The 20,123-nt window shown below is 59.1% G+C and carries 14 protein-coding genes; 11 read left to right on the top strand and 3 right to left on the bottom strand.

Annotation, left to right across the window (positions count from 1 at the left end; translation table 11 throughout):
* Positions 1-226: 226 nt before the first annotated feature.
* A complete protein-coding gene (locus ACIPIZ_RS15605; RefSeq protein ID WP_064392387.1) occupies positions 227-2,665 on the bottom strand; it encodes a Lon protease family protein in 2,439 nt (812 codons plus the stop codon).
* Between the two features lie 301 nt (positions 2,666-2,966).
* Between ACIPIZ_RS15605 and ACIPIZ_RS15600 the strand changes: the two genes are divergently transcribed.
* The 4 genes from ACIPIZ_RS15600 (at position 2,967) to ACIPIZ_RS15585 (ending at position 6,537) form a co-directional block, all read left to right on the top strand.
* A complete protein-coding gene (locus tag ACIPIZ_RS15600) occupies positions 2,967-3,455 on the top strand; it encodes a DUF3015 domain-containing protein (RefSeq protein ID WP_007909797.1) in 489 nt (162 codons plus the stop codon).
* A 94-nt stretch (positions 3,456-3,549) separates the two neighbouring features.
* A complete protein-coding gene (locus ACIPIZ_RS15595) occupies positions 3,550-5,403 on the top strand; it encodes a DUF4105 domain-containing protein (protein ID WP_401165981.1) in 1,854 nt (617 codons plus the stop codon).
* Between the two features lie 212 nt (positions 5,404-5,615).
* Entirely contained in the window at positions 5,616-5,972 is a 357-nt protein-coding gene (locus tag ACIPIZ_RS15590) for a hypothetical protein (RefSeq protein ID WP_064392383.1), read from the top strand.
* Between the two features lie 70 nt (positions 5,973-6,042).
* On the top strand, positions 6,043-6,537 hold the full coding sequence (locus tag ACIPIZ_RS15585; RefSeq protein ID WP_064392381.1) for a GreA/GreB family elongation factor: 495 nt from the start codon (positions 6,043-6,045) through the stop codon (positions 6,535-6,537).
* Here ACIPIZ_RS15585 and gdhA read toward each other — a convergent pair.
* A complete protein-coding gene (gdhA, locus tag ACIPIZ_RS15580) occupies positions 6,534-7,871 on the bottom strand; it encodes an NADP-specific glutamate dehydrogenase (protein WP_401165980.1) in 1,338 nt (445 codons plus the stop codon). The two genes, ACIPIZ_RS15585 and gdhA, sit on opposite strands and share 4 nt — an antisense overlap.
* Positions 7,872-8,246: 375 nt before the next feature.
* Positions 8,247-9,911: an energy-dependent translational throttle protein EttA gene (ettA, locus tag ACIPIZ_RS15575; protein WP_064118743.1), complete on the bottom strand. Its 1,665-nt coding sequence runs from the start codon at positions 9,909-9,911 to the stop codon at positions 8,247-8,249.
* A 285-nt stretch (positions 9,912-10,196) separates the two neighbouring features.
* On the opposite strand from ettA, the gene morA reads away from it, so the two are divergent.
* The 7 genes from morA to ACIPIZ_RS15540 all read left to right on the top strand — a co-directional run bounded on the left by morA (position 10,197) and on the right by ACIPIZ_RS15540 (position 20,098).
* A complete protein-coding gene (gene morA / locus ACIPIZ_RS15570; protein ID WP_064392378.1) occupies positions 10,197-14,045 on the top strand; it encodes a cyclic di-GMP receptor MorA in 3,849 nt (1,282 codons plus the stop codon).
* Between the two features lie 240 nt (positions 14,046-14,285).
* Complete coding sequence (gene glyA, locus ACIPIZ_RS15565; protein WP_007909785.1) at positions 14,286-15,539, top strand: serine hydroxymethyltransferase; 1,254 nt, start codon at positions 14,286-14,288, stop codon at positions 15,537-15,539.
* 277 nt (positions 15,540-15,816) lie between these two features.
* Positions 15,817-16,389 carry a hypothetical protein gene (locus ACIPIZ_RS15560; protein ID WP_401165977.1) on the top strand — a complete coding sequence of 191 codons (573 nt, stop codon included), beginning with the start codon at positions 15,817-15,819 and terminating at the stop codon, positions 16,387-16,389.
* A 76-nt stretch (positions 16,390-16,465) separates the two neighbouring features.
* Complete coding sequence (locus ACIPIZ_RS15555; protein ID WP_064392374.1) at positions 16,466-17,020, top strand: hypothetical protein; 555 nt, start codon at positions 16,466-16,468, stop codon at positions 17,018-17,020.
* Positions 17,021-17,268: 248 nt separating this feature from the next.
* A complete protein-coding gene (locus ACIPIZ_RS15550; RefSeq protein ID WP_064392372.1) occupies positions 17,269-18,582 on the top strand; it encodes a C4-dicarboxylate transporter DctA in 1,314 nt (437 codons plus the stop codon).
* An 81-nt stretch (positions 18,583-18,663) separates the two neighbouring features.
* A complete protein-coding gene (locus ACIPIZ_RS15545; RefSeq protein WP_105708349.1) occupies positions 18,664-19,368 on the top strand; it encodes a FadR/GntR family transcriptional regulator in 705 nt (234 codons plus the stop codon).
* Positions 19,369-19,387: 19 nt separating this feature from the next.
* Positions 19,388-20,098 carry a GntR family transcriptional regulator gene (locus tag ACIPIZ_RS15540; RefSeq protein ID WP_401165974.1) on the top strand — a complete coding sequence of 237 codons (711 nt, stop codon included), beginning with the start codon at positions 19,388-19,390 and terminating at the stop codon, positions 20,096-20,098.
* Positions 20,099-20,123: the final 25 nt, after the last annotated feature.

The raw sequence follows: 20,123 nt of genomic DNA, 5'->3' as shown, positions 1-20,123 counted from the left end.
GAGAATAGAAGAAAAGTCCGCTGCGCAAGCCGGATAGAACCAGCAGGCGCCGAATGGTCATTGTGTGAATATTGGCGCCAGAGTTGTGGCGAATTTCCGGAAGATCCCCGCGAAACAAATGTAGGAGTGAGCCTGCTCGCGATATCGGTGAGCCAGGCAACTTATTCGCCGACTGACACTCCGCTATCGCGAGCAGGCTCACTCCTACAGTTTGACCGCGCCAGGCTTAAGCCGGTTTGGCTTCGGCCAGCGCCTCTTGTGCCAACTCCTTCTCGGCTTCCTTGAGGTCTTCTTCGCTGATCATTTCGGCGATGTCGCGCAAGCGCTCCACTACCCGTGCGTTGATGCTGCCTTCCGGGAATTCGCCGTCGGCGTTCGGCTCACCCGCCGGTTCGCCGACCAGCAGGCTCAACGCTTCATCCGCCTGACGCACCGCGTAAACGTGGAACTGCCCGGCACGCACCGCCGCCAGCACTTTCTCATCGAGCATCAGCGTGGCGACGTTGGCCTGCGGAATGATTGCGCCCTGCTCGCCGGTCAGCCCGCGCGCTTCGCACAGACGGAAGAAGCCTTCGATCTTCTCGTTGACCCCGCCCACTGCCTGCACTTCACCGAACTGGTTGATCGAACCGGTAATCGCGAAGCACTGCTTGAGCGGGGTTTTCGACAGCGCCGAAATCAGCGTGCACGCCTCGCCCAGCGATGCACTGTCGCCATCAACGTAACCGTAGGATTGCTCCAGCGCGATGCTCGCGGAAATCGCCAACGGGAATTCCTGCGCATAACGGCTGCCCAGATACCCGGTGAGGATCATCACGCCTTTGGAGTGAATCGGCTGACCGAGATTAACCTCACGCTCGATGTCGACGATGCCGCTACCGCCCGGGTACACCGTGGCGGAAATCCGCGCCGGCACACCGAACGCCGAGTCGCCGACTTCGAGCACGGTCAGCCCGTTGCACTTGCCGACCGCTGCACCATCGGTGTCGATGAGGATGATCCCGGCGAGCATGTCGTCGAGAATCCGCGCCGACACTCGACCGGTGCGGGTGGCCTTGGCTTTCAGCGCACGCTCGATGTGCCCGGCATCAGTCATTTCATCGCCGGCCAGATGACGAATAAAATCCGCCTCACTGACCAGTTGAAACAGATCACCGATACGCGCCGACAAACGCCCCTGATGCTCGGCCAGTCGTGCGCTGTAAGTCGCCAGACGCGCCACCGCATCGGCAGTCAGCGGCGCCATGCCTTCTTCCGAGGTACGGGTTTTCAACAGCTGGGCGAACTGCTCCAGGCTCTCGTCGACCATCGGGATGTCTTCGTCGAAATCCACCAGAACGCGGAACATCTCCTGGAAGTCCGGATCGAGGTCTTGCAGCGTGTAGTACAGCGACCGCGCACCGATGATGATGACTTTGACCTGCAGCGGAATGTGCTGCGGGTTAAGGGTCACGGTGGCGAAACGGCCCATCTCGCCGAGCGGCGATTCCATTTTCAGCTTGCGCGATTGCAGGGCGCGTTTCAGCGCATCCCACACGAATGGCTCGCTGAGCATTTTTTCCGCTTCAAGGATCAGGAAGCCGCCGTTAGCGCGGTGCAGAGCACCCGGGCGCAACTGACGATAGGTGGTGTAGAGCGCGCCCTGATCGGTGGTGTATTCGATACGACCGAACAGGTTTTCATACGTCGGGTGCGGCTCGAATACTACCGGCGCACCGCCGCTGGCCGGATGGCCGACCACCAGGCTAGGCGCGTATTGCTCCTCCAGCAATTTGCGCGCGACGGCGTCGGTCTTGCTGTCATCGACCAGTTGCTCGACCACGGTTTTCAGCAGATAGACCTGCATCGCTTGCAGGTAACCGCAGACCGCAGCGTTCTCGGCGTACTTTTCCGACAACGGCGATAGCAGCGGCTGCAAGGCCAGGGTGATGGTTTCTTCGTTGAGCGAACGCAGTTGATTGTTCGACTCGCGCTTCCACTGCGGCAGGCTGGCGAGTTCTTCGTTCAGGCGTTCTTCGAGGCCGGAAATGTCTTCGTGGAAACGTTCGCGATCGGCTTCCGGCAATTGGGCGAATTCGGCTTCGTCCAGCGCTTTGCCGTCGAGCATCGGCGTGAAGGCGATATTGCTGCTGTCGCGGTACAGGGCGACGTCTTTTTCCAGGGCCAGCCGCTCGATGATGTCGAGGGCCTTGTCGTAGCGCTGGTTGAAGGCGCGGTCGATGGCGCTTTTCTTTTGCTGGTAGGACGGATGCTCGAATACCGCCGGAAACGTCGCCAGCAGATTGTCGATCAAGCCGTTGATGTCACCGATGAACGCGCCGGCAGTTCCCGACGGCAACTCCAGTGCGCGCGGTTCGCGCGGCTCATCGAAATTATTCACGTAGACCCAGTCCGCCGGGGTCTGCAGGCGTTTGCCTTCGGCCTTCAGGTAGCGTTTGACGAACGAGAAACGGCCGGTGCCGGGCTCGCCCATGACAAAGACGTTGTAACCGGGGCGTGGCATCGCCACACCGAACTGCAAGGCTTCGACCGCGCGTTCCTGGCCGAGCACACCGCGAAAGGGCTCCAGATCATTGGTGGTAGTGAAGCTGAACTGTTCAGCGGAAAACGGACGGGTCAGCGCTTCGGGCGCAAGACGCAAGCTGGCAGCAACAGGATCAGGCATCGGGCTTCCTTAACAATCAGGCGGGGCAGATAGCGGCATTCTGGCGCTGCCCGTGCCCCACTGGCAAGGCGCGCCATGTGACAAAGCATAGACAACCGGCCAACCCTGCGGCGCGCCCCCGGAAACCGGGGTTTATTCCAAATATTTTGCAAAAAACCACGGAACCCCTGGAACGTGCCTAAACTCCAAACTGCGCGGCTGGAACTAATACCGGCCCACTGGCTTCGTTTTGATCTGTCTCGTACAGAGCTTGGGGGGCCAGAACCCTGTCCATTGGTATGCACACAAAGAGAACAAAGCTATGAAACGGATTCTTCTCGGTACTCTCTTCACCGCTGTATCCATCAACGCAATGGCGCAAGCTCCAGGCGGCCCGGATTGCGGTTGGGGCAACATGCTGTTCGAAGGTCAGCGTGGCACCCCTGCTCACTTCCTCGCTTCCACCACCAACGGTACTTCCGGTAACGCCACCTTCGGGATGACGTCCGGCACCAACGGTTGCTCGACCAATGCATCGCTGACCTACGGCGGCAAATCCTGGTTTGCCATGAATGGCATGATGAACGAGCTGTCCGAAGACATGGCCAAAGGCAACGGCGAAGCGCTGACGACTTATGCCGTGGTACTGGGCGTGGCGCCGGAAGACCGTGCGCACTTCGCTGCTGTGACTCACGAGCACTTCCAGCAGATCTTCAGCAAAGCTGACGTGACCGCTGAAGATGTGCATACCAACACCCTGGCCGTACTGAAATCGGATCCTCGTCTGGCCAAGTACGCGACTCAAGCTTAAGCTCGACTCCACCCGCTTCCTTCGGGAAGCGGGTTTTGTTTTTTCGGCCCGCCCTCCTTGGGTCTTTATTTCTTTCCTGTTCAAGTTGCCGACTATGCTCAAACGCCTTGCCTGGCTGGCGCTCTGTGTCTGCGCCCCGCTGTCCGCCGCGCCCCACATCGACCCTCAACGTTTGCAGCAACTGGCCAACGACCGTTTCTGGATTTCCCTCGGTCATTACGAAACCGCCAAGCTTGGTGGCTGGCGCAGCTATGTCAGCGACAAGAAATTCTTTCTCGCACCCGATGGCAACGAACATCCCGACCGCGAACTGGCGGCCACCGTACAGGCGTTGTACGCCCCGGCCAGTCTTGGCGAGCAACATGCGCAATGCGTTTATCCAGCACGCACTCGCTGGTTGAAAGCGCAGCTCAATCTCAGCGATCTGCCGACGCCCGCGTGCGCCGAGTACAAGCAGTGGTTCAAGGATGTATCGCCGCACAGCGCGGTGATGATCTTCCCGGCGGCGTACTTGAACAGTCCATCGTCGATGTTCGGCCATACCCTGCTGCGCATCGATCAGGCCGATGTGCAGGCCGACAAGACTTCGCTGCTCAGTTACGCAATCAACTTCGGCGCCTACATCGAAGGCTCGGACAACAGCATTCTTTACGCCTGGAAAGGCTTGATGGGCGGTTATCCCGGCCTGTTCGCACTGGTGCCGTACCAGGAAAAACTCTCCGAATACCGCAGCCTGGAAAACCGCGATCTGTGGGAATACCGACTGAATCTGACGCAAGAAGAAACCGCGCGCATGGTTGAGCATGTGTGGGAGCTGAAGCAGATCCAGTTCGACTATTTCTTCTTCGATGAAAACTGCTCGTATCGTTTGCTGGAACTGCTGCAAGTCGCACGGCCGAGCCTGCGCCTGACCGAACAATTCCCGTTGACCGCGATCCCCACCGACACCGTCAAAGCGGTGAAAGAAGCCGGACTGGTGGAAAGCATCGAATATCGCCCGTCCCGTGAGCGCGAATTGCTCAGCCGCGCCGAACCGTTGAGCGACGAAGAACAGCAATGGGTACTGAAAGTCAGCGCCGATCAACAAGTGCTGCAAGATCCGACCTTCAAAGCCCTGTCCCGCGACCGTCAAGCGTTGATCATCGACGCGGCGTATCGCCTGGAGCGCTACCGCGCCAACGGTCAGGAGCGTGATCCGCAACGGGCGCAGCGCAGTTTCGAATTGCTGCGGGCGATCAACAAGAACCCCGCACCCGAGCTGGAAATTCCGCGACCGGGCTTGCCTGAAGACGGCCACGAATCGCGCACCTGGCAGGCCGGTCTCGGCACCCGTGGCGACCGTGCGTTCGGTGAGTACGGCTTGCGCATGGCCTATCACGATCTCAACGACAACGCCGAAAGCTTCCCGCTCGGCGCGCAGATCGAGATCCTGCAGATGAAGTTGCGTCAGTACGAAGGCAATCACTGGCAATTCCAGCAACTGGATCTGGCGACAATTCGTTCGCTGACGCCGCGCAATGAGCTATTACAGCCGCTGTCGTGGCAGGTCACCGGTGGTCTTGAGCGCGTACCGGGCAAGCATGATGACGAGACGCTGGTCAGCCACGTCAACGGTGGCGGTGGCGGCACGTGGGCGCTGGGTGATGATGTGCTGGGTTTTGCCCTCGGCACCGTGCGCGTTGAGCACAACAATGATTTCGCCGAGTTTGTCTCCCCGGCCGGCGGTTTCAATACCGGCGTGTTGTGGAAAAACCCGTTGGGGAATATGAGCCTGGAGGCCAAGGGCGATTACTTCTTCAATGGCGAAGTGCGCCGCAGCCTGAGTCTGAATCAACAGTGGGAATTGTCGCGCAATCTGGGTTTGCGGCTGAGTGCGCAGCGTGAGTTCAGCCATCTCGCCACGCCGGAAACCGAGGTCATGCTTGAAGTGAAGTGGTATCACTACTGATCCCGAGCCTAGCCCCCTGTAGGAGTGAGCCTGCTCGCGATAGCAATTCCTCAGTCACTGTTGCGGTGACTGACACACCGCTATCGCGAGCAGGCTCACTCCTACAAGAGACCCGTGGTGCTCAACGAATTGCTCACATGCCTTTCACCAACGCCCGACGAATCCCCTTCTAAACTTTCCCCATAAGCCGAGAACCGGCGCGGGAGAATGCAATGTGGCGGTGTGCGGGTTTGCTGGGTGTTGTACTGTTGCTGGGCGGTTGCCAGACCACCCATGAAGATTTGATCGCCAAAGGTTATCCACCGGCCTTCGCCGACGGCTTCGATGACGGTTGTGTCAGCGGTCGGCAAGCCGCCGGCTCGATCAGCGGCGAATTCCGCAAGAACGTGCCGCGCTATCTCAAGGACAAGCAATACGCCGACGGCTGGACCGACGGTTTCCGCCAGTGTCAGGCCATGCTGGAAAACAAGGGCCGCGAAGAGTATCGCAACGAACACTGGGACGAACGCGAACGCGCCTGGCAGCAGCAGAAGGATCAAGACGCCGGGCGGGCTTATCGTTCGCCATAGGTCGCTCCCAGACATTCAGTGAAACCAAATGCCTGCGAGCATGGCCCAAACCTCATACGAGGAGGACACCATGAGTCGCGCATTCGTCAACGAAGACAACGCCGCCGCCCAAGCCGATCAGCCGGTCGAACGGCAGGTCAGCGCGCAGCCCAATTACGTCACCGCGCAGGGCCTGGCGCAGTTGCAGGCAAAAGTCGCCGAGCTGCAAACCTTGCATGCTGAACAATCGGCCAAAGGTGAGCAGGCCGACAAGCAGCGGCTGGCGGATCTGCAAAGGGACTTGCGTTACTTCAATCAGCGCCTGAGCAGCGCACAAGTCGCCGTCGCGGCAACGTCCAGAGACAAAGTACAGATCGGCAGTTGGGTGACCTACGCCGATGAGCACGACACCGAAAGCCGCGTGCAACTGGTCGGCGAAGATCAGGCCGATGCCAGCAAAGGCCTGATCAATTGGGGCTCACCGCTGGGCCGCGCCCTGCTCGGTGCCCGACTCAACGACGAGGTGCTGTGGCAGCGCCCCGCCGGCGATCAAATCATCGAAGTGATCCGCATCGAACCGGCTTAAACCACGCCTTGCGCCAACATCGCGTCGGCGACTTTGACGAAGCCGGCGATGTTCGCGCCTTTGACGTAGTTGATCCGCCCGTTCTCTTCGCCGTAATGCACGCAAGCGTGGTGGATCGACTGCATGATCGCGTGCAGCTTGCTGTCCACCTCACCCGCCGTCCACAGCAGGCGCATGGCGTTCTGCGACATCTCCAGACCACTCACCGCGACGCCGCCGGCATTGGATGCCTTGCCCGGGGCGAAGAGAATGCCGGCCTCGATAAAGATATCCACAGCCGCAAGCGTCGTCGGCATGTTCGCGCCTTCGGCCACGCACACGCAGCCATTGCGCAGCAGCGTGCGTGCAGCCTCAGCGTCGAGTTCGTTCTGCGTAGCGCACGGCAGCGCAATGTCGCACGGCAGCGACCACGGCAACTGGCCGGCGCGGAATTCCAGACCGAAGGCTGCCGCCAGTTCACTGATGCGTCCACGCTTGACGTTTTTCAGCTCCAGCAGCGCCAGCCACTGCTCTTCGCTCAAGCCAGCTTCGCAATACAGCGTGCCTTCGGAGTCGGACAAGGAAATCACTTTGCCGCCCAGATCCATGACCTTGCGCGCCGCGTATTGCGCCACGTTGCCGGAACCGGAGATCGCCACGCGTTTGCCTTCCACGGTCTGTTCGCGGCGCTTGAGCATTTCTTCGGCGAAATACACGCAGCCGAAACCGGTGGCTTCCGGACGAATCAGGCTGCCGCCGTAGGTCATGCCTTTGCCGGTCAGGACGCTGGTGAACTGGTTGCTCAGGCGTTTGTACTGGCCGAAAAGGAAACCGATCTCGCGTGCACCGACGCCGATGTCACCCGCCGGTACGTCAACGTCGGCGCCAATGTGGCGATACAACTCGCTCATGAACGCCTGGCAGAAACGCATGACTTCGGCGTCGCTCTTGCCCTTCGGATCGAAGTCGGAACCGCCCTTGCCGCCGCCCATGGGCAACGAGGTCAGGGAATTCTTGAAGGTCTGTTCGAAGGCGAGGAATTTCAGCACGCCCATGTTCACTGACGGATGGAAACGCAAGCCGCCCTTGTACGGGCCGATGGCGCTGTTCATCTGGATGCGGAAACCGCGATTGACCTGCACTTTGCCCTGATCGTCGACCCATGACACGCGGAACACCACGGCACGCTCCGGCTCGCAGATGCGTTCCAGAATCCCCGAGGTCAGGTAATGCGGATTGGCTTCGAGAAACGGCCACAGACTGCGCAGCACTTCTTCGACAGCCTGATGAAACTCGGGTTGATCCGGGTCGCGTTTTTTCAGGCGGGCAAGGAAGGATTCGACGGATTCGATCATGGCAAAAGTCTCGGCAAATTTATTGTCGTTGGAAGAGATTGGGCCGGACTGTAACAAACGAAATGCGCACAGGAACAGAGCAAAATGTCGCAGTTATGAAATTAAATGGTGCGCAGGATATAAATCAGGCTGGTTTTTGGCGCTAAATTGCACCTGAATGGGGAGATCGAGTCTGATTGATGCACCAACAGTTATACCGCTATCGCTGGCAAGCCAGCTCCCACAGTTTTAGCGGCGCTCACACAATCCGGACATAACACAATTCCTGTGGGAGCTGGCTTGCCAGCGATGAATCCACCTCGGTTCCCCTGAAAAAAACCGGGCAAAAAAAAACGGAGCCCGAAGGCTCCGTTCTTTTATGCAACCAACCCGATATCAGGCCAGTTTCTTGTGACGTACCCGGTGTGGCTGGGCAGCCGCTTCGCCGAGGCGTTTCTTGCGATCCGCTTCGTACTCGGTGTAGTTACCTTCAAAGAAGATCGCTTGCGAGTCGTCTTCGTACGCGAGGATGTGGGTCGCCACGCGGTCAAGGAACCACCGATCGTGAGAGATCACAATCGCGGCGCCCGGGAAGTCCAGCAGGGCTTCTTCGAGGGAACGCAGAGTTTCAACGTCGAGGTCGTTGGACGGTTCGTCGAGCAGCAGGACGTTACCGCCCTCCTTCAGGGTCAGCGCCAGATGCAGACGACCGCGCTCACCACCGGACAGATCCTTGACGAACTTCTGCTGATCGCCGCCCTTGAAGTTGAAGCGACCGACGTAGGTGCGCGACGGGATCTCGTAGTTGCCGATGCGGATCTGGTCGGAACCGTCGGAGATTTGCTGGAACACAGTCTTGCTGCCATCCAGGTCGTCGCGGCTCTGATCGACGCAGGCCAGTTGCACGGTTTCGCCGACTTCGATGCTGCCCGAATCCGGTGTTTCCTTGCCCATCAGCATGCGGAACAGGGTCGACTTACCGGCACCGTTACCGCCGATCACGCCAACAATGGCGCCCTTCGGCATCGAGAACGACAGGTTGTCGATCAGCACGCGATCGCCGTAGCCCTTGGTGACGTTCTTGAATTCGATGACCTTGTCGCCCAGGCGCGGACCGGCCGGGATGTAGATCTCGTTGGTTTCGCTGCGCTTCTGGAATTCCTGCGATTGCATTTCTTCGAAGCGTTGCAGACGTGCCTTGGATTTCGACTGGCGGGCCTTGGCGCCTTTGCGCACCCACTCCAGTTCTTCCTTCATGGCTTTTTCGTGCGCCGACTGCTGCTTGGATTCAGCGGCCAGACGATCGGACTTGGCTTCGAGCCAACCCGAGTAGTTGCCTTCGTACGGAATGCCCGCGCCGCGGTCGAGTTCCAGAATCCAGCCGGCGACATTGTCGAGGAAGTAACGGTCGTGCGTGATCGCTACCACGGTACCCGGGAAGTCGTGCAGGAAGTGCTCCAGCCACGCCACCGAATCGGCGTCCAAGTGGTTGGTTGGTTCGTCGAGCAGCAGCATGTCCGGGGCGGACAGCAGCAGGCGGCACAGGGCCACACGACGTTTTTCACCACCGGAAAGGAATTCGACTTTGGCATCCCACGCCGGCAGACGCAGTGCGTCGGCGGCGACTTCCAGTTGGCGATCAAGGTTGTGACCGTCGCTGGCTTGCAGGATCGCTTCGAGCTTGGCCTGTTCGGCAGCCAGTTTGTCGAAGTCGGCATCTTCTTCAGCGTAAGCCGCGTAGACCTCGTCCAGGCGGGCCTGGGCGTTCTTGATCACGCTGACCGCTTCCTCGACCACTTCACGCACGGTCTTGGTTGGGTCAAGTTGCGGCTCTTGCGGCAGATAACCGATATTCAGTTCCGGCATCGGACGGGCTTCGCCCTCGAACTCGGTGTCGACGCCGGCCATGATTTTCAGCAGCGTGGACTTACCCGAACCGTTGAGGCCGAGTACGCCGATCTTGGCGCCGGGGAAGAACGACAGCGAAATGTTTTTGAGAATTTCCCGCTTCGGCGGAACAACTTTGCCCAGCCGATGCATGGTGAAGACGTATTGAGCCATGGAGAACCTTGGGTCAGTGACAGATGAATGATTGCAGCGCAGGCGATGCCCGGCCAGACCATGCGCGTCGTTCACTTGATGGTTATCAATGCGTGCGCGCTGAAAAAGTCTGAGTCTAGGAGCTGGAACGCTCCCGCGTAACCGGCAAAGCTACCTTAATGACCGGTGGCAGTCCAGCCGAGCGGGGCTGGCACTTCGCCACAACTCAAGGCATGCTAGCCGCCCTCTGGGCGTCCGGCATATAGTGCACGTCGCGCCAGTCCAGCCAGACCGCAGGATTACAGCTTGTCCAATGTCACTCCGCCAGCTTCTGTGAGCGCGTCCAATCCGGCGACCGGCTCGCCCCTGCGCGGAACATTAAAGGGCGCGCTGGCGACACTGGTGCTGTTGCTGTTGGCATTGCTGTTCTGGCAACTGCTCGATCAATTGCGCGAAACCCAGAAGAACCAGCGCCAGTACACCATCGATTACACCGCCGACCTCGCTTCGCAGGTCAGTCTGAACATGGCGCTGAACGCGCAAATCGCCCTCAACCTGCTACCGATCGTCGAGCAACCGCAAACCGCCGACGAACAGCAGGTCCTGCTGCGCAAACTTCAACAGTCGTTGCCCGATCTGCGCAGCATGGCGTTGCTCAGCCCGTCCGGGCGGATCATCAGCGACAGCGCGGCCGATAATTCGGACGCCGACTACCTGACCGAACTGGTCCGGCGCAGCCGTGCCCAGGCGCACTATTTCAGCAATGCCGACGACGGCTCAGTGGTGCATTTGCTACTGCATCAGGCCAGCGGCAGCACACGCGGTTACTGGGCCTTGCGCCTGACGCCTACGTTTTTCAATTCGCTGACCAAGCAGGGCGAGACTGGCGCACGCCCGCTGTGGCTGGTGGAGAACCGCATCAACCATCAGATCATCAGCCGCGACGAAGCGCTGCCGTCGGCCAATCCCGGCGTGCTGACCCCTGACGATCTGGCCAACACCGTGCTGACCGTGCCGCTGAGCAGCAGCGACTGGCAATTGCGCGGCCTGTTCGACCGCCAGCGCGTGCTCGAAGAATTGCTGCCGGCGTTCATCGGCAAATGCCTGTTGGGCCTGGCGTTCTCGATGCTGCCGGTGATCGCGCTGTTGAACATGCGCCGCCGCCAGCGCCAGTTGCATGAAGGTCGTCGACGTTATCAGGATATTTTCGAAGGCACTGGCGTCGCCCTGTGCGTACTGGATCTTTCCGGTCTCAAGCAGGTTTTCGACAAGGCCCGGATCCAGACCAGCGATCAGCTCAAGGCCTGGCTCGACCAGCCGCAGCAGCGCCAGCAATTGCTCCAGGAACTGCGTGTCACCGAGGTCAATCAGGTGGCGTTGCAACTGCTCAACGTCAATTCCTGCGAGCACGCCTGGCAGCTGTTGATCGACGGCCATCCACACCGCCAGTGCGCCATTGGCAATCAGATACTCGATGCCGTATTGCAGCAACAGGATCAGCTGGAGCTGGAAATCAAGCTGCCGGACATCAATGGCCGCGACCAGCACCTGTGGATGGTGCTGCGCCTGCCGACCGAGCAGCACGACTACAAAGCGGTGATCCTGAGCATCAACGACATCACCAGCCGCAAGCTGATCGAACTGTCGTTGCTCGAACGCGAAGGTTTCTGGTCGGACGTGGTGCGCACCGTGCCGGATCATCTGTATGTGCAGGACGTCATCAGCCAGCGGATGATTTTCAGCAACCATCACCTGGGCCAGACGCTCGGTTACAACCGTACCGAACTGCACCAGATGGGCGAGTATTTCTGGGAAATCCTGCTGCACCCCGAAGACGCCGACTATTACCATCGCTCGCGGCAGATGCAGCGTCACGCCGGTTACAGCCAGTTGCTGCAGTGCCAGTTGCGCTTCCGCCATCGCGACGGCAAATGGCGGCGCTTCGATATTCGCGAGCAGGCGCTGGCACGCGACAAGCACGATCAAGTCACGCGGATCATCGGCGTGGCCAAGGACATCACCGAGCAGATCGAAGCCAGCGAATCGCTGCGCGACAGCGAACAGCGCTACCGCATGCTCGCCGAAAGCATCAGCGATGTGATCTTCTCCACCGACAGCAAGCTCTCGCTGAACTACGTCAGCCCGTCGGTGCAGGCGGTGCTGGGGTATGACGCCGAGTGGATTTTCCAGAACGGCTGGCAATCGACCATTGCCAACCCGCAGCAACTGAGCGGCATCTACACGCTGATGGACCGGGTCAGCAAAGCCCTCGATAAACCCGAGCAACTGGCGCTGTTGCGCAGCCAGGTGCAGACGCAAATGTTCCTGTTCGACTGCCTGCGCGCCGATGGCCGCAAGATCCCGATCGAGCTGCGTCTGGTGCTGGTGTGGGACGAGCACGGCGCGTTCGAAGGTGTGCTCGGTGTCGGTCGCGACATCAGCCAGCAGCGCCGCGCGGAAAAAGACCTGCGCATGGCCGCGACGGTTTTCGAACACTCGACCTCGGCGATTCTGATCACCGACCCGGCCGGCTACATCGTTCAGGCCAACGAAGCGTTCAGCCGTGTCAGTGGCTACGCGGTGAGCGAAGTGCTCGACCAGTTACCGAACATGCTCACCGTCGACGAGCAGCAGGACGCACACTTGCGCTACGTGCTCAAGCAACTGCACGAACACAGCACGTGGGAAGGCGAAGTCTGGATGAAGCGCCGTAACGGCGAGCACTATCCGGCGTGGGTCGGCATCACCGCCGTACTCGACGACGAGGGTGATCTGGCCAGTTACGTGTGTTTCTTCAGCGACATCAGTGAGCGCAAGGCCAGCGAGCAACGCATTCACCGCCTCGCCTATTACGACGCCCTGACCCATTTGCCGAACCGCACGCTGTTCCAGGATCGCCTGCACACCGCGCTGCAATCGGCCGAACGGCAGAAGTCGTGGGTGGTGCTGATGTTCCTCGACCTCGACCGTTTCAAACCGATCAACGACTCCCTCGGTCACGCTGCCGGCGACCGCATGTTGAAAGACATGGCCACGCGCCTGCTGGCCTGCGTTGACGATGACGACACCGTGGCGCGCATGGGCGGCGACGAATTCACCTTGCTGCTGCAACACCGTTCCAGCCGCGAAATGGCGCTGAACCGGGCGATTCATGTCGCCGAACAGATTCTCGGCAGCCTGGTGCGGCCATTCGTGCTCGAGGGCCGCGAGTTCTTCGTCACCGCCAGTATCGGCATCGCTCTGAGTCCGCAGGACGGCAACGAACTCAGCCAGTTGATGAAGAACGCGGACACCGCGATGTACCACGCCAAGGAACGTGGCAAGAACAACTTCCAGTTCTATCAGGCCGACATGAACGCCAGTGCGCTGGAGCGACTGGAACTGGAAAGCGACTTGCGCCACGCCCTGGAGCAGAACGAATTCGTCCTGTATTACCAACCGCAGTTCAGCGGCGATGGCAAGCGTCTGACCGGTGCCGAAGCACTGTTGCGCTGGCGCCATCCACGTCGTGGACTGGTGCCGCCGGGGGATTTCATTCCAGTGCTGGAAGAACTCGGTCTGGTGGTGGACGTTGGCGACTGGGTGATCAGCGAGGCTTGCCGCCAACTGAAGACCTGGCACCAGAATCGTGTACGCGTGCCGAAGGTTTCGGTGAACATCTCGGCGCGGCAGTTCTCCGACGGCCAGCTCGGCACGCGGATCGCCACGATCCTGCGCGAAACCGGCCTGCCGCCGGCGTGTCTGGAGCTGGAGCTGACCGAAAGTATCCTGATGCGCGAAGTCAGCGAGGCGATGCAGATTCTCGCCGGGCTGAAAAACCTCGGCCTGAGCATTGCGGTCGACGACTTCGGCACCGGGTATTCATCGCTGAACTACCTCAAGCAATTTCCGATCGACGTGTTGAAGATCGACCGTACGTTTGTTGACGGCTTACCGTCGGGCGAACAGGACGCGCAGATTGCCCGGGCGATCATCGCGATGGCGCACAGCCTGAATCTGGCGGTGATCGCCGAGGGTGTGGAGACCCATGAACAACTGGACTTCCTGCGTGAGCATGGCTGCGATGAGGTTCAAGGGTATCTGTTCGGGCGACCGATGCCGGCGAGCCGCTTTGAAGCGCAGTTCAGCAATGACGCGTTGTTCATGTTCGACTGAAGACTTGTGGTGCAGCCATCGCGAGCAGGCTCACTCCTACAAGGGATTGATGTCGATCACAAGTTTTAAGCTCACCTCGGATACTGTAGGAGTGAGCCTGCTCGCGATTGGGTCGGCAGAAACACCACTGATCTGCGCATGAACGCCACTTGTCTGCGACATGATGTCGTTTCATATGCCATCCAAAACCCATTGGGTTAGAATGCCCCCCTTTTCTGCCCCCGATCCTTGAGGACCGCCATGTTCAGCCGTGATTTGACTATTGCCAAGTACGACGCCGACCTTTTTGCCGCCATGGAGCAAGAAGCTCAGCGCCAGGAAGAACACATTGAGCTGATCGCTTCGGAAAACTACACCAGCCCAGCGGTGATGGAAGCTCAAGGCTCGGTCCTGACCAACAAGTACGCTGAAGGCTACCCAGGCAAGCGTTACTACGGTGGTTGCGAGTACGTCGACATCGTTGAGCAACTGGCCATCGACCGCGCCAAAGAGCTGTTCGGCGCCGATTACGCCAACGTTCAGCCACACGCCGGTTCGCAAGCCAACGCGGCTGTTTACCTGGCCCTGCTGCAAGGTGGCGACACCATTCTGGGCATGAGCCTGGCCCACGGTGGTCACCTGACCCACGGCGCCAGCGTTTCCTCCTCCGGCAAGCTGTACAACGCCGTGCAGTACGGCATCGACGCCAATGGCCTGATCGACTACGACGAAGTCGAGCGCCTGGCCGTTGAGCACAAGCCGAAAATGATCGTCGCCGGTTTCTCTGCCTACTCGCAGATCCTCGACTTCCCACGCTTCCGCGCCATCGCGGACAAGGTTGGTGCTTACCTGTTCGTCGACATGGCTCACGTGGCCGGTCTGGTTGCCGCGGGTGTTTACCCGAACCCGGTGCCATTCGCTGACGTCGTGACCACCACCACGCACAAGACCCTGCGCGGTCCACGTGGCGGCCTGATCCTGGCGCGCGCCAACGCCGACATCGAGAAGAAGCTGAACTCCGCGGTATTCCCGGGCGCCCAGGGTGGCCCGCTGGAGCACGTGATTGCTGCCAAGGCGATCTGCTTCAAGGAAGCACTGCAGCCTGAGTTCAAGGCCTACCAGGAACAAGTGGTACTGAACGCCCAGGCCATGGCCGAAGTGTTCATCGAGCGCGGTTTCGACGTGGTTTCGGGCGGTACCAAGAACCACCTGTTCCTGCTGTCGCTGATCAAGCAGGACATCTCCGGTAAAGACGCCGACGCCGCTCTGGGCAAAGCGTTCATCACCGTGAACAAGAACTCGGTGCCAAACGATCCACGCTCGCCGTTCGTCACTTCCGGCCTGCGCTTCGGTACCCCGGCTGTGACCACTCGCGGCTTCAAGCAAGCCGAGTGCAAAGAACTGGCCGGCTGGATCTGCGACATCCTGGCAGACCTGAACAACGAAGCGGTGATCGACGCCGTTCGTGAGAAAGTCAAAGCCATTTGCAAGAAACTGCCGGTATACGGCGCGTAATCGCGACGTCAAACCCGCAGCATGAAAAACCGGCCAAGTGATTGGCCGGTTTTTTTTCGTCTGCAGGAAAGCGATATCGTCTCCCTCCTTTGGGCTCATTACTTTCGGCGCTTGAACACTGAAACAACAACTTAAGTAAAAACACACCCACCAATAAAACTTAGCTGATAGTGTTTAGCCGAGGTAAACCAATAACCCAATAACAACTGAAAAAGTCGTGGAAAAGGTTTTTAACAATCGCTAAAAATCACAGTATCAATAACTCAAGGAAGAGTTCATGAGCACCAACAGGCAGAAATCCTTTATAGCAACACTGGAACTTGACCAGCATCACCTCGATATCCTCGGGGCATTATATGAAACACCGACCCTGCGCATTGATAAATCCTTTTCGGGCGGCTTTTATACCGGAGCCTCCATCAAACTCAATGATGCTCATCTACTGGGCCGCCGTCCGCACGGGGAAGTAAAAAATGCGTCGCCCATGAACATTTACTTTCGCTGCACCGATGACTATTACCACCTCTACATCCGTTCCCACGCCACTCATACCGGCCATTGCATCAGCAAGGATGTCGGCGGCGTGCTGGGTGCCTTCCTGCCGGCAGGCGGTGACACCACCTCGTTCAACCTACTGAGTCTGGATAATCGAACCATCACCCTTGAGGACATGGGACGTGATACTCAGCGGGTTCGGCTCAAGGCCCGCAACTCCGGACACATCAGCGCCGTTCGCCGCCGAGGCGCCCCCTACAGCTACCTGGCCGGGACTGATAACGACGGCATCCCGTTCACACTGCGAATCATTGAGCGCAATGCCTCGTTCATCAGTGATCCAGACGAAATCTGACAACACAAACATTTGCATGCTTGCGCCCACTTGCGGCCAAGTGACTTATCTATTCGCATTAAAAAAGAAGACACTTATGAGTACCGACCAAGAAAAATCGTTTACTGCAACCATTAGCACTCGCTTTGGTCAACCTCACTTTCCGAAGTTGACTTATGGCAGGGCAATCAGCACTCCGCGTCCGGATTACGAGGCCTTTACCTTCTCCTACCAGATAGATGTTTCAAACTATCTTTTTCTCAAGCCCGATGTAGCCCCCGACGCCTTGACCTTTTATTTCCGGTGCCTCGACGACTACTACACAATCTACATTTTCACGCCGGGCGAGTATTACTACAGAACCATCAGTCGAGAAGAAAAAGACTTCTTGAATGCCTATGCAACCGAAGATGGCGATCAGACCACCTTCAACTTGCTGAACGCCAAAGGCAACATCATCACCCTCGATGAAATCGACACGGACACTCCCACCGTCAGAATACGGACCCGAGGCGGTGCTCTGCTCTGCGCAGGGCAAAGTCGCAGTAAATACGATCCGAAAGTGGGTACTTTCGTGCGCACCAACCACAATCGCAGTGCAGGTGTTATCGACTTCAAGTTGAACATCCTCCAGCGTAACGTGCCTTACTGAGCAGGATCCCAACACCGCGCCCGGCCAGTCATGACCGGGCATCGCCTCTCGAACGCCGCCCGCCACAACAGCATTGCGCACCACTGGTCAGACCGGTCATGCCAATTTTGTGCTTCCCCCTTGTATTACTGAAAAAACCGAGCGTAGACTGCGCCTGCACTGGACATACCGGTAAGACCACAATAATTAAGTCCTGAATCTGATGTGCTCCGCACACGGCAGCCAGGACACCGACCAGGATTCCTCCCATGCTCAGATGGTGCTCGCGTTCAATCTTTCTCCAAGTGGTTCTCGGACTGATGCTCGGCATCGTCTGCGGGCTGACCCTCCCCGAATACTCGGCCCAGCTCAAACCGCTCGGCGACGGTTTCATCAAACTGATCAAGATGCTCATTGGCCTGATCGTGTTCTGCGTGGTGGTCAGCGGTATCAGCGGCGCGGGCGATCTGAAGAAGGTCGGGCGCATCGGCCTCAAGTCGGTGATCTACTTTGAAGTGCTGACCACCATCGCTTTGGTGATCGGCCTGGTCTTCGCCTTCAGCACTGGCATCGGCAGCGGCGCGAATATTCATCTGGAGCAGCTGTCCACCACCGACATGGGCGATCTCGCCGAACGCGGCCAGCACATGCACACCACCACGCAGTTCCTGATGGACCTGATCCCGACGTCGGTGATCGGTGCCTTCGCTGACAACAACATTCTGCAGGTTCTACTGTTCTCGGTGCTGTTCGGCAGTGCGTTGAATCTGGTCGGTGAAGCCGCTTCCGGAATCTCGCGACTGATCAACGAACTGAGCCATGTGATCTTCCGGATCATGGGCATGATCGTGCGTCTGGCACCAATCGGCGTGTTCGGCGCCATCGCTTTCACCACCAGCAAATATGGCCTCGACTCCCTGCAACATCTGGGTAGCCTGGTCGGTTTGTTCTACCTGACCTGCATCGCGTTCGTCAGCGTGATTCTCGGTCTGGTGATGCGTGCCTCTGGCCTGCGCATGTGGCCGCTGTTGAAGTATCTGCGTGAAGAACTGCTGATCGTCATGGGCACCGCCTCGTCCGACGCCGTGCTGCCACAGATCATGCGCAAACTCGAACACCTCGGCATCGGCAGTTCGACCGTGGGTCTGGTGATTCCGACCGGGTACTCGTTCAATCTCGACGGTTTTTCGATCTACCTCACCCTGGCCATTGTGTTCATCGCCAATGCCACCGGTACACCACTGGCGATGACCGACTTGCTGACCATTCTGCTGGTGTCGCTGATTACCTCCAAAGGTGCCCACGGCATTCCCGGTTCGGCACTGGTGATTCTGGCGGCAACGTTGACGGCAATTCCGGCGATCCCGGTGGTCGGTCTGGTGCTCGTGCTCGCAGTGGACTGGTTCATGGGCATCGGTCGGGCGCTGACCAACCTGATCGGCAACTGCGTTGCCACGGTAGCGATCGCCCGTTGGGAAAAGGACATCGACGTACAACGCGCCAACAAAGTACTCAGCGGTCAGCAGGGCTACACCTTTCAACCGCGTAAAGCAGCAACTCCGGCGCACCAGCAGGAGTTCTGATTTAACCCTGCAGGAGTGGCCGCAGGCTGCGATCTTTTGATCTGGTTTGCGGCGCCCCTTTAGGCACATGGAGCAAGACAAGTGATCACCACATCAACCGTCGTCAACTCAGTCGTAGAAAAACTGCGGGCCGCATTGGCCCGTGGCCAGTGGCGCTCCGGCGACATGCTGCCGGGCCAGCGCGAACTCGCCGAACAGCTGGGCATCAGTCGTCCGAGCCTGCGCGAAGCAGTGATCGTCCTGGAAACCCTCGGCCTCGTCCGCTCGATGCCGGGCAAAGGCGTGATCGTACTCGACGCGCAATTCAGCGACAGTCAAAGCCACGACAGTGCAGTCGCCGGTGCCAGCCTCGAAGATGTGCTGCAACTGCGCTACACCCTTGAGCCGTTCATTGTTGGCCTGGTCGCGCAGTCGATCAGCAGCAAGGAAGTCGGCCAGTTGCGCCTGACCCTGATGGACATGCGCGAAGCCCTTGAGGCCGGTGACAGTGAGGCCGGGGTCAGCGCCTACATCGCCTTCCACGAAGAACTGTTCACCCTGACCTCGAACCCGATTTTCCAGAGCGTGGTGCAGCAAACCAGCAATGCGCTCAAGCAGAGTGCCGAAGTGCTGCGTAACTCCCCGGAACATTTGGCCGAACGCCTGGAAGAAAACGAAGCCGTGGTGCGCGCAATCCGCAGCAAGAACAGCGCCCAGGCCAGTGCCGAAATGCGCCGGCACATTCTGCGCGAAGGTCAACGCATGGGCATCGAGCTGAATATTCCGGATGACAACCTGAGTCGCTGATTCCTATTGGAGACAGGCTATGAACAGTTTCGCCTCACCGTCGCACACCCACCCGACTACTGCGCCCCTGCCCTTTTCCCGCGTAAGGGCGCCGACGGACGATCTGTATCCGCGACTGTTCGATGCGATTCTGGAACAGCGCCTTGATCCGGACAGCCGATTCACTGAGGACAGTTTGAAAGAGATGTTCAGTGTCAGTCGTGCGGATGTGCGCCGGGTGCTGACGCAGTTGTCGCTTGAGCAAGTCATTGTCCTGCGCGCCAACCATCGCCCGCGTGTGGCGGCCCCTGATCGCGAGCAGACACGGCAGACTTTGCACGCACGACGGCTGACTGAAAGTACGTTGGTACGTTTGGCCTGCCAGTGCCCGCAGGCTGACGGCATGAAACGCTTGCGCGGGTTGATCGAGCGCGAGCGTCAGGCTGTCGAGCAGGATCGGCGCGGGATGGCGATTCGCTTGTCGGGGGAGTTTCATCTGCACTTGGCGCAGATGGCGGGGAATGCGCCGTTGGCGAATTTTTTGGGCAGTCTGGTGCCGCTGACGTCGTTGGCGATTGCGCGGTGTGAGGGTACTACGCACAGTTGTTGCGCATGGCAGGAGCATTTGGTGCTGGTTGAGGCCGTCGAGCGAGGCGATGTTTCCAAGGCCGCGATGTTGATGAATCGGCATCTGGATCATCTTGAGCAGACGCTGCTGGGTTCAGATCTTGAGCATTGTGTTGCAGGTTAGATTGCTATCGCGAGCAGGCTCACTC

Source organism: Pseudomonas sp. NPDC087690 (assembly GCF_044743175.1).
Lineage (GTDB): Bacteria > Pseudomonadota > Gammaproteobacteria > Pseudomonadales > Pseudomonadaceae > Aquipseudomonas.
This window is presented reverse-complemented; position numbering and strand designations above follow the sequence as displayed.

What these genes read in the sequence shown, in the direction of transcription:
- ACIPIZ_RS15595 (WP_401165981.1), top strand. Translation starts at nt 3,550, where the DNA reads ATGCTCAAACGCCTTGCCTGGCTGGCGCTCTGTGTCTGCGCCCCGCTG.
- glyA (WP_007909785.1), top strand. Translation starts at nt 14,286, where the DNA reads ATGTTCAGCCGTGATTTGACTATTGCCAAGTACGACGCCGACCTTTTT.
- ettA (WP_064118743.1), bottom strand. Translation starts at nt 9,911, where the DNA reads ATGGCTCAATACGTCTTCACCATGCATCGGCTGGGCAAAGTTGTTCCG.
- ACIPIZ_RS15600 (WP_007909797.1), top strand. Translation starts at nt 2,967, where the DNA reads ATGAAACGGATTCTTCTCGGTACTCTCTTCACCGCTGTATCCATCAAC.
- ACIPIZ_RS15550 (WP_064392372.1), top strand. Translation starts at nt 17,269, where the DNA reads ATGCTCAGATGGTGCTCGCGTTCAATCTTTCTCCAAGTGGTTCTCGGA.
- ACIPIZ_RS15590 (WP_064392383.1), top strand. Translation starts at nt 5,616, where the DNA reads ATGTGGCGGTGTGCGGGTTTGCTGGGTGTTGTACTGTTGCTGGGCGGT.
- ACIPIZ_RS15555 (WP_064392374.1), top strand. Translation starts at nt 16,466, where the DNA reads ATGAGTACCGACCAAGAAAAATCGTTTACTGCAACCATTAGCACTCGC.
- ACIPIZ_RS15540 (WP_401165974.1), top strand. Translation starts at nt 19,388, where the DNA reads ATGAACAGTTTCGCCTCACCGTCGCACACCCACCCGACTACTGCGCCC.
- gdhA (WP_401165980.1), bottom strand. Translation starts at nt 7,871, where the DNA reads ATGATCGAATCCGTCGAATCCTTCCTTGCCCGCCTGAAAAAACGCGAC.
- ACIPIZ_RS15560 (WP_401165977.1), top strand. Translation starts at nt 15,817, where the DNA reads ATGAGCACCAACAGGCAGAAATCCTTTATAGCAACACTGGAACTTGAC.
- ACIPIZ_RS15605 (WP_064392387.1), bottom strand. Translation starts at nt 2,665, where the DNA reads ATGCCTGATCCTGTTGCTGCCAGCTTGCGTCTTGCGCCCGAAGCGCTG.
- ACIPIZ_RS15585 (WP_064392381.1), top strand. Translation starts at nt 6,043, where the DNA reads ATGAGTCGCGCATTCGTCAACGAAGACAACGCCGCCGCCCAAGCCGAT.